The 13,533-nt window shown below is 64.7% G+C and carries 8 protein-coding genes, 2 rRNA genes and 1 pseudogene; 5 read left to right on the top strand and 6 right to left on the bottom strand.

From position 1 onward, the window contains the following. Positions 1-15: 15 nt before the first annotated feature. Both ABIA71_RS12940 and ABIA71_RS12935 read left to right on the top strand, forming a co-directional pair. On the top strand, positions 16-2,190 hold the full coding sequence (locus tag ABIA71_RS12940) for an FG-GAP-like repeat-containing protein (RefSeq protein WP_354285603.1): 2,175 nt from the start codon (positions 16-18) through the stop codon (positions 2,188-2,190). A gap of 425 nt (positions 2,191-2,615) precedes the next feature. Continuing rightward, positions 2,616-3,224, top strand: a pseudogene (locus tag ABIA71_RS12935) (ThuA domain-containing protein); the annotation flags it as partial. A 110-nt stretch (positions 3,225-3,334) separates the two neighbouring features. Here ABIA71_RS12935 and ABIA71_RS12930 read toward each other — a convergent pair. Then, complete coding sequence (locus ABIA71_RS12930) at positions 3,335-4,693, bottom strand: outer membrane protein transport protein (protein ID WP_354285601.1); 1,359 nt, start codon at positions 4,691-4,693, stop codon at positions 3,335-3,337. Positions 4,694-4,919: 226 nt separating this feature from the next. Between ABIA71_RS12930 and ABIA71_RS12925 the strand changes: the two genes are divergently transcribed. Further along, positions 4,920-5,612 carry a rhomboid family intramembrane serine protease gene (locus ABIA71_RS12925; protein ID WP_128096239.1) on the top strand — a complete coding sequence of 231 codons (693 nt, stop codon included), beginning with the start codon at positions 4,920-4,922 and terminating at the stop codon, positions 5,610-5,612. A gap of 165 nt (positions 5,613-5,777) precedes the next feature. Here ABIA71_RS12925 and ABIA71_RS12920 read toward each other — a convergent pair whose 3' ends face one another. After that, the gene (locus tag ABIA71_RS12920; RefSeq protein ID WP_354285599.1) at positions 5,778-7,208 is read right to left on the bottom strand and encodes a S41 family peptidase; all 1,431 of its coding nucleotides are present in this window, start codon (positions 7,206-7,208) and stop codon (positions 5,778-5,780) included. 124 nt (positions 7,209-7,332) lie between these two features. Next, on the bottom strand, positions 7,333-8,658 hold the full coding sequence (locus tag ABIA71_RS12915) for a murein hydrolase activator EnvC family protein (RefSeq protein WP_502961243.1): 1,326 nt from the start codon (positions 8,656-8,658) through the stop codon (positions 7,333-7,335). A gap of 97 nt (positions 8,659-8,755) precedes the next feature. Here ABIA71_RS12915 and ABIA71_RS12910 point away from each other — a divergent pair, with 97 nt between their 5' ends. Continuing rightward, complete coding sequence (locus ABIA71_RS12910; RefSeq protein WP_354285597.1) at positions 8,756-9,418, top strand: DUF4097 family beta strand repeat-containing protein; 663 nt, start codon at positions 8,756-8,758, stop codon at positions 9,416-9,418. 52 nt (positions 9,419-9,470) lie between these two features. After that, positions 9,471-11,207 carry a M28 family metallopeptidase gene (locus tag ABIA71_RS12905; RefSeq protein WP_354285595.1) on the top strand — a complete coding sequence of 579 codons (1,737 nt, stop codon included), beginning with the start codon at positions 9,471-9,473 and terminating at the stop codon, positions 11,205-11,207. A gap of 1,108 nt (positions 11,208-12,315) precedes the next feature. Here ABIA71_RS12905 and ABIA71_RS12900 read toward each other — a convergent pair. The 3 genes from ABIA71_RS12900 to rrf (ABIA71_RS12890) form a co-directional block, all read right to left on the bottom strand. After that, the gene (locus ABIA71_RS12900) at positions 12,316-12,804 is read right to left on the bottom strand and encodes an REP-associated tyrosine transposase (RefSeq protein ID WP_502961242.1); all 489 of its coding nucleotides are present in this window, start codon (positions 12,802-12,804) and stop codon (positions 12,316-12,318) included. A 146-nt stretch (positions 12,805-12,950) separates the two neighbouring features. Next, positions 12,951-13,065, bottom strand: a 5S ribosomal RNA gene (gene rrf, locus ABIA71_RS12895). Positions 13,066-13,196: 131 nt separating this feature from the next. Continuing rightward, positions 13,197-13,311, bottom strand: a 5S ribosomal RNA gene (gene rrf / locus ABIA71_RS12890). Between the last annotated feature and the right edge of the window lie 222 nt (positions 13,312-13,533).

Raw genomic sequence — 13,533 nt, 5'->3', positions numbered from 1 at the left:
ACTCATCAGGTGAACATGGACGTTTCAAAGAATTGTTATCTCTCCTCGGCAGCTGCCGTGCTTCTTGCCGCAGGGCTATTGACTGCCCCGTTGCCCACCTACGGAGCTGACGATCCTTATATGCGAGTTTCCAATGGACAACTCGTGATCAATGGTGCTCCGCCCGCACTGCCATCGGTCAACATGTTTGATCTGGTCCACCTTTACATCACCGATCCCGCAACGGGGAAAGCGAAGTTGACGCGGGCACGCGAATCGGGCTTCAAAGCTGTCCGGTTCTTCGCTGCCGGAAGCTACAGCGAATCAACTGCACTGTTTCCAGCAGTAGAGCTCTGGGAGAACCCGTCCACAACGGCCAATTTTTTCCTTGCCTTCGACCTTCTGGAGCAGAACGCGACGGCCTTGGGCATCAAGCTCATCCCTACCCTCATCACCGGCTACTCCGATCCTTCCGAACGGTTCAGAGCCACCGGCTCAAGCTGCGAGCTCGCTCCATTTTCACTTCCGATGTTACCAGGCAGTGAAAATCGGTCAACGATGATCCGATTTACCCAAGAGGTCGTAGCGCGGTACAAGGACTCTGCCACCATCCTGCTCTGGGAGATTTCAAATGAAGCAAATCTCAATGCCAAGCACCGGTACCCTTCGCAGCTCTGTGTAACTCGCGAGCAGATCGCCGACTATCTTTCTGAAGTCGCAGGCAAGATCAAAGCCATCGATCAAAACCACCTGGTAGCAGGCGGCGCCATGCAGGAGGACAACGCCTTGCCGTTAGGTAATGTTCCAGGATCTTTCAATGACGCCGCCGACTACTTTATCCACTACACCGCATTGCCCGGTATCGATGTAAGCACTGTGCATATGTATGACCAATACTCATATCGCAATGTAGCCGGAAAGCTCCTAAGCGCCGCAGAATTCCTGCAATATTTTAAGGAGATCTCGACTGCCATAGGGCGCCCGCTCTGGATCGGTGAATTTGGTGTTCCGGGGGATACGGGGTGGTCGGCCAACAATCTCAACGATACGCCCATGTCTATCCTGCTCGCGCAGCACCACTTGTCGATCGGATTGGCTACGGCTTGGAACTGGGAGTCAAAGCAGTACGGAAATCCCGACTATCACTTTGAGATGGTGCAGTACAGTATCGACCCGGGCGAGGACGATGACATCATCGGCGTGCTCACACGTGCCCCGGTTGCCATGGGCAAGAAAGACGAGGCTTTCAGCTGGACAACAATGGCCGCCGACGTCAATGGCGATGGTAGGGATGATTTTCTCGCGGCTTCCAACAGGGGAACCTGGCAGGTATCGGCGGGAGGAGATGGACCGACCGCTCCAGCGCAATGGCTTTCTGCGTTCGCCGATGCTGTTCGAGATCCGGGCGGTGCGCCGTTCCAGCGGCTGACGGGTGACTTGAATGGGGATGGCAAGGCAGACGTCATTGCAAAGAGTCGCGATGGTCGATGGTTTGCGGCATTGAGCACCGGACAAGGATTTGCTCATCCGGCGCTTTGGATGAGTGGCTTTGGGGACGATAACAGCGACGGCGGGTCTCCTTTCATCGCCTTCAGTGGAGACTGGAATGGGGACGGAAAGACTGACATTGGTGTCAGAAGCAGAGACGGTCGTTGGTACATCGCCCTCAGCAATGGAAGCGGCTTCGTGGCTCCGCGCCTGGCATTGAGTGGATTTGCAGATGAAAACCTCGATCCAGGTGGTGGGGGCTACACTGTTCTGGTCGGAGACTGGGACGGGGACGGACGATCCGACATCGGCGTGAAGAGCAACGATGGCCGTTGGTTTACCGCCTCCAGCAATGGACAGTCGTTTGTAAACGGGCGAGAAGCCCTGTCAGGATTTGGAAACAACAGCCTTGACCCTGCCGGAAATCCCTTCCGCCCATTCGTCGGCGACTGGAACGGTGATGGGAAGGCTGACATTGGCGTAAAGTCGCGCGATGGCCGCTGGTACATCGCACTGGGCGACGGAACGCGGTTTGCAGGTACGCGACTTGCCCTCACAGGATTTGGCAACGATCTTGCCGATGCCGGATCACCGTTTACGCCGTTCAGTGGTGATTGGAATGGAGATGGGCTGACCGACATCGGGGTGAAGTCCGATGACGGTCGCTGGTATGTGGCTTACGCGGCTGCGACGGGTTTTGTCTATCCTCGTTTCTGGCATTAGACCTACGCCTCCCACACTTGAAGGGTCATTGTTCAGCGCTGGAAGGGGAGTATCGGGTTACGCCGTGCTGCCGAAGCGGCAGGCGAGAGCAATCAGGTGAGCCTTCAGGAGAGTATCGCCTCTAGGCCGCGGGCCTTGATGGTAGATCCAGGCGCCAACGAAGAGCCCCGCATCCGCGGGGTTTTTTGTTGCAACCGCCCGATAGCCAACCCGTTGGTGGCTGCACGCCTTGCCTCATTGCAGCGGCCGCCACGCATGCCGTGACGCCACCGCTGGATGTGCAGGGCCTGTGCCATCGCCGCATGCGCCCCTCTCTCTACCTGCTCCTGCTGGTGCTCGCGCTCTTGCCCGGCGCGGATCGCACCGTCGCCGCCGCACCGGACCGCGTCTTCGTACTCACGCGCACCGCGTAGTTCCGCCACGATTCCATTCCCGCGGCCTTGGCCGCGCTGCAGCACCTCGCGTCGCGCGAAGCCGTGCCTGCCGATCATAGCGAGAACGCCACCGACTTCATCGCTGCCAACCTCGCCCGCTACCGCGTGGTGGTGTTCGCCAGCACCACCGGCGACGTGCTCGACGCCAACCAGCAGGCCGCGCTGGAAGGCTTCATCGGCAACGGCGGCGGCTTCGTCGGCGTGCATGCGGCCGCCGATACCGAATACGGCTGGCCGTGGTATGGCCAACTGGTGGGGGCGTGGTTCAAGGCGCACCCGCCCGGCCTGCAGGACACGCAGGTGCAGCCCGAGCGCGATGGCCGCCCACGCGGCATGCCGTGGCCGATCCGCGACGAGCTCTACAACTACCGCGAGAACCCCCGCGGGCGCGTGCAGGTGGTGGCTACCGTGGACGAACGACGCTATGCAGGCGGCAGCATGGGCGCGGACCATCCCATCACCTGGTGCCATCGTTTCGGGGGCGGGCGCAGCTGGTACACCGGCCTTGGGCATGACGAAGCGGTGTACCGCAACCCGCATTTCCTGGCGCAGCTGCGGCAGGGACTGCGTTACGCGGCCGGCCGCTCGCCGCTCTGTTGAGTCGCTGATCGCCCGTGCAGTCCCGCCCGGGACCGCCGCGCGGCAGGCAAACAAAAAGCCCCGCTTTCGCGGGGCTTTCTGCAGTCAGACACGCCGTACTGCTACGGCGATCAGAACTTGTAGTTGAACGACGCAGCAATCACGTCGCCGCCCACATCGTACTTGCCCACCAGCTTGTTGCCGGTTTCCGAGGTCACGTTGACGCTCGGATCCTTGGTGAACAGGTGGGTGTAACCGAAGTTGTATTCCATGTTGGCCGACGGGGTCCAGCCCACGCCCAGCGACAGCCACTTGCGGGTGGTGTCCGGCACGCGGACGTCACGGTGCGCGTCGGTGGTCGGGGTCTGGTCGTATGCCACGCCGCCGCGCAGGGTGACGGTGTCGCTCAGCTTGAAGTCCGTACCCAGCGACACGAAGGTGGTGTCGCGGTAGGCGAAGTTGAGGTTCGAGTCGGCCTGGTTGGAGGCGTAATCGATGGTCACCTTGTCGAACGAGGTCGACCACGCGGTACGGGTCACATCGCCCATGACGGTCCAGCGGTCATTGACGTTGTGGGTGACGCTGAAGGTCGCCGAGGCCGGCATGGTGACCGTGGCGCGACCGCTGGTGTCCACGAACCAGCCCGGACGCACGGTCGGGCGGGCCAGCACGGCGCGGGCGCGTTCACCGCCGTTGAAGGTGGCTTCGCCGTTGGTGATCTTGTGTTCCACCTTCGAGCGGTAGCTGATACCGATGTGGGTGTTCTCATCCGGGCTGAACAGGCCGCCGACGGTCCAGCCGACAGCGTTGTTGTCGCCTTCGACCTTCAGGGTGCCGTCATCGCTGCCCGGCGCGAAGCTCGGCACACGCGACTGGGCCAGGATGGCGCCGTAGTCGATGGCGTTGGTCAGTTCGATGGTCAGGTGTTCGACGAACACGGACGCGCCGAAGGACACGTACGGGTTGACGTCATAGGACGCCGCGAAGCCCAGGTCGATGGCCTTCAGGTCGGTCTTGATGCCGCTGTAACGGCCAACCCAGTTGCTGTCGTATTCGGTCTTGAAGCCGAACGGAGCGGTCAGCGAGACGCCGAAGTGGGCCTTTTCGCCGATCGGCATGTGGAAGTAGGCAGCCGGGACCGGGGCGATCATGCCGGCGTCGCCGCCGTCACCGCCCGAGATCGGGGTGCCGGTGCCGGCACCGGTCGGGCCGGCGTTGCGGCCGCTGCCCTTGAAATCGGCCGAGAAGCTGATGGCGCTCAGGTCACCCTGGATCTGCATGCCTTCCAGCTGGCGCATGCCGGCCGGGTTGACGGCGATGATCGAAGCGTCGCCCTGGGCGCTGCCCGAACCGGCGAAGGCGCGGCCAAGACCCTTGGCGCTGTTTTCCTTCAGCTGGAAGGCGGCGGCGTGGACGTGGCCAGCGGCCAGGGCACCGGCGATGCCGACGGCCAGGGCGGTGACGCGGGCAAGCGAGGAAGCGGTATGCATGTTTGGTTCTCTCCGGAATTGCGGTGATGTTGGGCAACGCGCGCCTGCGTTCTTCCCTGCCCTGGGGCGGGAACAACGCGCCGGATTCCCCTCCCGACATACGACGCCGTATTGGAGTATACCCAGACCGGTTAATGAAACAATAACGGGCGTCGCCCTTGTGGCTATTCAGGCTGAACCCGTCAATCCCCCGTCGGGAGCGCCACCGCGCTAGGCTAACGCACGCATGTTCGTGTCGATCCCCTCCCGCAAGAAGTCTGCCGTCCGCTGGGCTACCCCGCTGCTGTTCGCCGCGCTGTGGGTGGCATTCCTGTGGTCGATCTCGCGGCCCGGCGACGCCCGGCGCAGCCTGTGGCTGGACTGGGGCGCACTGTCGACCGGGCTGACCCACCCGCTGGACTGGTGGGCCACCCTGCAGGACGGCAGCGTGCTGCGCCTGTTCACCGCCCTGTTCCTGCATGCCGACTGGTCACACCTGCTGGGCAACCTGGTGTTCCTGCTGATCTTCGGGCTGCCGGCCGAGCGCGTGCTGGGGCCGTGGCGGCTGATGCTGCTGTTCCTGGTGGGCGGGGCGATCTCGAACCTGACCGCGATCTACACCATGGGCAGCCCCGACCAGATCATCATCGGTGCCAGCGGCGCGGTGTCGGCGTTGATCGGGGCCTACCTGGCACTGTTCCCGGGCGCGCGGCTGGGCGTGGTGATTCCGCTGGGCCTGTTCCTGGAATTCGTGCGCGCCCCGGCCTACCTGCTCATCGGGGTCTGGGCGGCGCTGCAGGTGGTGTTTGCCTACATCGGCCCCAGCTTCGGCATGGTGGCCTGGTGGGCACACATCGCCGGCTTCGCCTTCGGGCTCGGCTACGGGGTCTACGTGCGCGCGGCGATCGCCCGACGCCTGCGCAAGCGGCACGGCTTCTAGGTAACGCCGACCGCTGACCGGCTGCCGCTACGCCCGGATTCGCCCGGTAGTGCCGGCCGCTGGCCGGCTCCTCGTACGGTTGGATTCGCCCGGTAGTGCCGGCCGCTGGCCGGCTCTTCGTACGGTTGGATGACTGCGGAGCCGGCCAACGGCCGGCATTACCGGTCAGGGTTTGGTTGGCACATCCGCCGGCTTTGCTTCCTGCTTTGCTTCCTGCTTCGCGTCAGTCGGCTTCACCGCTGCCGCCGCCGGCTTGGCCGCCGGCTTCTTCGCCGCTTCCGCCTTCTGCCTGGCCACTACCGAACCCGGGTTCTTCAGCTCGGCCAGCGCGTCGTTGATCGGACCATCGCCAGAGAGCACGTCACCGGCCTTGTAGCCTTCGCTGCCCTCCTCATCACCACGCAGGTGACCGGGCAGGGTCGCTTCGCTGTAGTCGGCCAGGCTGGCCGGCAGGTCGTCCTCGCCCTCGCGCTTTTCCGGCTGCAGCACCACGTCGGGCACGATGCCGGTGGCCTGGATCGACTTGCCACTGGGGGTGAAGTAGCGCGCGGTGGTGAGCTTGACCGAATCGCCGTTGTCCAGCGGCAGCACGGTCTGCACCGAGCCCTTGCCGAAGGTGCGGCTGCCCACCACGCGGGCCCGACCGTTGTCGCGCAGCGCGCCGGCCAGCACTTCGGAGGCGCTGGCAGAGCCTGCGTCGGCCAGCACCACCACCGGGGCGCCCTTGAGCAGGTCGCCGGGGGTGGCGTCGAAGCGGGCATCGCTGATTGAGATGCGGCCGCGGGTGCTCACGATGTTGCCCTTCTCAAGCAGGTCATCGGCCACCTGCACCGCTGCGGTGAGCAGGCCGCCGGGGTTGCTGCGCAGATCCAGCACCAGGCCCTTGAGCTTGCCGCCGGCCTGCTGCTGCAACTGGCCCACGTGTTTCTGGAAATCGGCGCCGGTGTCGGCCTGGAACGTGCTCAGGCGGATGTACCCGTAGCCCGGTTCCAGCATGCGGCTGCGCACGCTGGTTACGCGGATGGTCTGGCGGGTCACGGTGACATCGAACGGCTTGGGCTTGCCCTCGCGCACCAGGGTGAGGACCACCTTGCTGCCCGCCTTGCCGCGCAGCGGTTCGGTCGCTTCGATGGCGCTGATCGGCTTGCCGTCGATGGCGATGATCAGGTCGCCGGCCAGGATGCCGGCCTTGGCGGCCGGGGTGTCGTCGATCGGCGAGATCACCTTCAGGCTGCTGTTGTCGGGCTGCTGCTGCAGCTCCACGCCGATGCCGTCGTAGGCGCCGGTGGCCTGCTCGTCGAAGGCTTCGGCATCTTCCTTGTCGAAATAGGTGCTGTGCGGGTCCAGGTCCAGCAGCAGGCCACGGATGGCCGACTGCATCAGCTTCTTGTCGTCCACCGGGTCCACATAGGCGGCGCGCACCGCGTTGTAGACCGCCACGTAACGCCGGATCTCTTCCAGCGGCACCCGCGATGTCACCGCTTCTTCGTTGCTGGCGGCGTCGCTGGTACTGCTGGCGGCCTCGCGGGTCTGCTGCGCCCATGACACGGCGGGCAACAGGGCCAGCAGCAAGGTGGCGGTACGGGCTACGCGCATGAAGCACTCCAGGTCGGCGGGGGACGGTAAACACGCACCAGGTGCGTCGCCCGATTATGCGCGAAGCGACGATAAATTCCCGTTGAACCCGGCGTGCAACAGGTGCCCGCCGTTGGGCTGGCTGTCAGCGACGCTGCAGCCAGCTGCCCGGATCCACCGGCTGGCCATTGCGGCGCAGCTCGAAGTACAGCGCGGTCACGCCCTGCCCACCCGAGTTGCCCACCTTGGCCACCGGATCGCCCTTTTTCACCGTCGCACCCGCGTCGCGCAGCAGGGTGTCGTTGTGCGCGTACAGGCTCATGTAGCCATTGCCGTGGTCGACGATCAGGATCATGCCGTAACCGGTCATCCAGTCGGAGAACACCACGGTGCCATCGGCCACGGCGGTGATGGTGCTGCCGGCCGCGGCGCCGATCAGGACGCCGCTGCTGGTGCGACCGTCGGGCAGCTTGCCGCCATAGCGCGCCAGCAGGTTGCCCGACAACGGCCAGCCCAGCCCGCCCACCTTGGGCGGCGGCGCCGAGGCCACCGCCGGCGGGGTCTTGCCCGGTCGCGGCGGTGGACGGGTGCCGTTGGCGGCAGCGGCCTTCTCCGCTTTCTCGGCAGCGGCCTTCTCGGCGGCTGCGCGGCGGGCCGCGGCCCGGCGCTCGGCCTCGGCACGCGCGGCGGCGGCACGCAGGTTGGCCAGCAGCGTTTCCAGCGCCTTGGCATCCTGGCCAAGCGCCTTTTCGCGCTCGCTGCGGTCCTTGTAGCGCTCTTCCAGGCTGGCCACCGTTGCCGCGCGGGTGCGGCGGTCGTCGGCCAGGGTGGCCACCTGCTGCTTCTGCTGCTGGCGGGTGCCTTCCAGCGCCTGCCGGCGTTCGACGATCTGTGCTTCCACCGCCTGCAGTTCGGCCAGGTCGTGGGTGAGCAGCTGGATGCGGCGGGCACGTTCGCGCTGCAGGTAGCGGTGATAGGCCAGGCTGCGGTTGGCGTCGGCCACGCGGTCCTGCGACAGCAGCAGTTTCAACGGCGCGTTGTTGCCAATGCGGTAGGCCGAGCGCAGCAGCGAGGCCAGCTCTTCGCGCTGCTTGGTCATGCCGGCCTGCAGCTCGCTGCGCTTGCGCTGCAGCTCCTCCATGGCGCGGGTTTCGCGCTGCAGGGCGGTTTCGGTCTGGGCCAGCACGCGGCCAGTACGGGCGACTTTCTCGTCGGCGTCGCGCAACTGGCGCGAGGCCTGGCCGCGCTGGCCTTCCAGCGTGCGGCGCTCCTGGGCCACGCCCTTCAACTCCGAGCGCAGCTTCTGCAGCTTGCGCTCGGCTTCCTTCGAACTCTGTGCCGACACCGGCCCCATTGCCAGGACCGCCAGCGCCAGGACCAGCCCGTGCGCCCACGCGCGCAGGACGACGGCCCCGCGGCGACCGGGCGTCGGTTTGTTATTCCGGCGTGAGGACAAAGCGTTGTGGCGCAAGGGCTTTCCAGTGACTTCAGGCAGATGCGGATTGTAGCGATGCATGGTGACATCCCAACAGGCGGCCTGCCAGCCGCACACCGGACATGAGGTCACCATGAAACATATTCCACTCGCGCTGCTGTTGGCCCTGGTGCTGCCGTGCGCACCCGCCTTCGCCAGCGAAGACATCAGCAAGGTCAACGGCAGCATCCGCGCGTCCGCCGGCCAGACCTACGGCGACCTGGAGACCGTCAATGGCGGTGTGACGGTCGAAGAGGGCGTGGTCACCCGCGAGATCGAAACCGTCAACGGCAGCATCCGGATCGACGACCGCGCCCATACCACCGGCGTGTCCACCGTCAACGGCAACGTGCGGATCGGCCGCGAAGTGGTCGCCGCCGGCAACGTGGAAACGGTGAACGGCAGCATCTTCGTCGACCGTGGCAGCGTGGTGGAAGGCAACATGGAAACGGTCAATGGCGGCATCGGGCTGGTGGAGACGCGCTTGAACGGCAACATCGAAACGGTCAACGGCGACATCACCGTCGGTGTCGGCTCGGAGGTCCAGGGCGGCATCCGGGTCAAGAAGCCCAACTTCAGCCTGTCCCTGACCGGCAGCCGCAAGCCGCGCGTGATCATCGGCCCCAACGCCAGTGTCAGCGGCAGCCTGCAGTTCGACCGTGACGTCACCCTGTATGTCCACCGCAGCGCGCACATCGGCCCGGTCAGCGGCGCCCAGCCGCAGACGTTCGATACCGACGCCGCGCCCCAGGATTGATACCCTCTTCCGGTGCCTGTCGGCACCGGCCCCTTGTACCCAGGAATCGATGATGCCCCGCAAACTTCTGTTGTGCCTTGCTGCCACCGCCGCGTTGACCGCGTGCAAGGGCGAAGCCACCGCACCTGTCGACACGGCCGCCGCGCCGGCGCCGGTGGCCGCCACCGGCCACGCGTTCTCGCCCGACATCAACGCCGCCGACTTCGGCGAGCTGGTCAAAACCCTTGCCTCCGATGAGTTCGAGGGTCGTGCCCCGGGCAGCAAGGGCGAAGAACTGACCGTCAACTACATCCGCGACCAGATGCAGCGCATCGGCCTGCAGCCGGGCAACGGCGACAGCTGGTTCCAGGACGTGGCCATGACCGAAACCAGCGCCGACGAATCGACGGTGCTGAAGCTGGACCAGGCGGGCAAGCAGCGCGACCTGAAGTTCGGCACCGACATGGTGATCGGCACCCGCAGCGGCCAGCCGGAAGTGAAGGTCGAGAACAGCGAACTGGTGTTCGTCGGCTATGGCGTGGATGCGCCGGAGCAGAAGTGGAACGACTACGCCGGGCAGGACTGGAAGGGCAAGACGGTGGTGATGTTCGTCAACGACCCGGGCTTCCACGTCAACGATGCCAAGCTGTTCGACGGCAAGCGCATGACCTATTACGGGCGCTGGACCTACAAGTTCGAAGAAGCCGCCCGCAAGGGCGCCGCCGCGGCGCTGATCGTGCACGACACCGCCGGTGCTTCCTACGGCTGGGACGTGGTGAAGAATTCCTGGGCGGGCCCGCAGTACGATCTGCCGGCCAAGGATGACCCGGAAGCCCGCATTCCCGCGCAGGGCTGGTTGAGCGCCGAGGCTGCCCGCCAGCTGTTCGCCGATGCCGGGCTGGACCTGGACAAGGCCTACAAGGACGCCAGCAAGCGCGGTTTCAAGCCGGTGTCGCTGAAGGCCAAGGTGTCCTTCGACCTGAAGAGCACCATTGCCGAGAAGAAGTCGCGCAACGTGGTCGGCGTGCTGCCGGGCAGCAAGCGGGCCGACGAGGCGGTGCTGTACATGGCCCATTGGGACCACCTGGGCAAGCACGAGGGTGAGCAGGGCGACAACATCTACAACGGTGCGGTGGACAACGCCACCGGCGTGGCCGGCATCCTGGAAGTCGCCGATGCGATGGCACACCAGCAGCCGCCGCCGGAGCGTTCGGTGGTGTTCCTGGCGGTGACGCTGGAAGAGTCGGGCCTGCTGGGGTCCAAGTACTACGTGAGCCACCCGACCTTCCCGCTGGACAAGATTGCCGGGGTGATCAACATCGACGCGATGTCGGTGGCTGGCCGTGCCAAGGACCTCACGGTGACCGGCTTCGGCAGCTCGGAGCTGGAAGACATCCTCAAGCCGCTGGCTGCCAACCAGGGCCGTACCCTGCATGGCGAGACCTCGGTGCAGAGCGGCTTCTACTTCCGTTCGGACCACTTCAACTTCGCCAAGGCCGGTGTGCCTGCCTTGTATGCCGACGGCGGCGAAGACCTGCGCGACGGTGGCGTCGAGGCCGGCCGCAAGGCCGCCGAAGCCTACGGCCGCGACCGGTACCACGGACCGAAGGATGAGTTCGACGTGGCCACCTGGAAGCTGGACGGCACGGTGGAGGACCTGCAGCTGCTGTACGGCGTAGGCAAGGAGCTTGCCGGCGGCGACCGCTGGCCGAACTGGTATGAGGGCAACCCGTTCAAGGCAGCCCGCGATGCGATGATGGCGCCGAAGTCTTCGGCACCGGCACCGGCACCGGCACCGACGGGCAAGTAAGCCTGCGTCAGTGCTTGAGCCAGAAACGGCGCCCTACGGGGCGCCGTTTTTTTATGGGTAGATGTGGAAGGTGGCGCGTCGGACTTGCGGCCTGGGAGGGGCGCATCCCAATCGACTGCCGTTGCAGCTATCGCGCCCGGTAGGGCGTGACCATGATCGGCGAGATGCTCGCGTGGTCTGGCGCGCGTCATCAGGCGTCCATGCGCCAATGCGGTCGGCGACAAGGTCGGCTGTCGTTTGGGAACCGACCCTACCGATGGCAGCAGTGGTGCGTGCATGTTCCGGGTGGCTATGCATCCCGGTGTGGCGATGCGCGGTCAGGTGTTTCGATAGCCCGCCTGGGTAACGCCTGCAATCGCCCAACGCAGAAATGAGGGCTGGTAGGGTCGCATCCCAATCGACTGCCGTTGCAGCCACCGCGCCCGGTTGGGCATGGCCATGATCGGCGAGATGCTCGCGTGGTCTGGCGCGCGTCATCAGGCGTCCATGCGCCAATGCGGTCGCCGACAAGGTCGGCAGTCGTTTGGGAACCGACCCTACCGATGGCAGCAATGGTGCGTGCATGTTCCGGGTGGCTATGCATCCCGGTGTGGCGATGCGCGGTCAGGTGTTTCGATAGCCCGCCGGGGTAACGCCTGCAATCGCCCAACGCAGATATAAGGGCTGGTAGGGTCGCATCCCAATCGACTGCCGTTGCAGCCACCGCGCCCGGTTGGGCATGACCATGATCGGCGAGATGCTCGCGTGGTCTGGCGCGCGTCATCAGGCGTGCATGCGCCAATGCGGTCGCCGACAAGGTCGGCAGTCGTTTGGGAACCGACCCTACCGATGGCAGCAATGGTACGTGCATGTTCCGGGTGGCTATGCATCCCGGTGTGGCGATGCGCGGTCAGGTGCTTCGATAGGCCGGTTGGGTAACGCCTGCAATCGCTCAACGCAGAAATGAGGTCTGGTAGGGTCGCATCCCAATCGACTGCCGTTGCAGCCACCGCGCCCGGTTGGGCATGACCATGATCGGCAAGATGCTCGCGTGGTCTGGCGCGCGTCATCAGGCGTCCATGCGCCAATGCGGTCGCCGACAAGGTCGGCAGTCGTTTGGGAACCGACCCTACCTTGATTGGCCCTGCGCAGCGGGTGCCGGTTCTGCCGCCATTGGCCAACGTGACCAGGCGTAGGGGTACTCGCCTACGCTGGCGGCCAGGCCTGCGCGGACAGGATTCTCGATCAGATATCGCGCCTGCTTTTCCAGGGATTCGTCCGACCGTATGCAGTGATCGTAGAAGCCGCGCTGCCAGACGCTCCCTTGCGCACCGGTGAGCAGGTTGAAGGCACGCGACGCGCGGGACTTGAATGACTGCATGCAGCGGCTGATGTTGCCGTCCCGCAACTGCATCAGCCAGTGCACGTGGTCGGGCATCACCACCCAGGCGAGTGTTCGTGAGCGGGCCTCACGATCGGCGCAGCGAAGGGCTTCGACAACACATTCAACGCGGGCGGCGTCGACGAACAGCTTTTGTCGATCTGCGACGTTGGACGTGAGCATGTAATAGGCGCCTCGGACAGAGCGGCGACCGATAAGAAGGCGTGGGCTGGACATGCCATCAGGTTCGCGCCGGCGGGGTCTGTCTGGTATCCGGTATCGCATGCAGGCCCCGTCGGAAGGAGGCCGTATGGCATGTCAGGAACACGGAACCCTGACATGAAAAAACCCCGCTGCGTGAGCAGCGGGGTTTTGGGTATAAACCCTGGCGATGACCTACTCTCGCATGGCTTGAGCCACACTACCATCGGCGCAGCTGCGTTTCACTTCCGAGTTCGGGATGGGATCGGGTGGTTCCACAGCGCTAATTTCACCAGGGAGACGGTTGGAGCAGCGCGTTGCGCCAGCTCGGCATGGGTCTCTTCCGAGAAACAGACACCTTCGAAAACCGGGTGCCTGCAAAAAAAGAAAAACCCCGCTGCGTGAGCAACGGGGTTTTTGGGTATAAACCCTGGCGATGACCTACTCTCGCATGGCTTGAGCCACACTACCATCGGCGCAGCTGCGTTTCACTTCCGAGTTCGGGATGGGATCGGGTGGTTCCACAGCGCTAATTTCACCAGGGAGGCTTTTGGAGTGTCGCCGCAGGTCGTGTCTTTGCAGGGAGCGGGCACGGATGTGCCGGCTTTACAAAGAGACGCGCCTGAGCGCCTGCCTCTCGTTTGGTCTTGTGACGTAGCGTGCACTTGGTATCTATCGACATGTCATGTCGGCCAAGGCAACTTGAGGTTATATGGTCAAGCCACACGGATCATTAGTATCAGTTAGCTCAATACATTGCTGTAC

The organism is Stenotrophomonas sp. 2619 (assembly GCF_040548725.1).
GTDB lineage: Bacteria > Pseudomonadota > Gammaproteobacteria > Xanthomonadales > Xanthomonadaceae > Stenotrophomonas > Stenotrophomonas maltophilia_AP.
The sequence above is the reverse complement of the archived record's forward strand: the minus strand, read 5'-3'. Positions and strand labels throughout refer to the sequence as shown.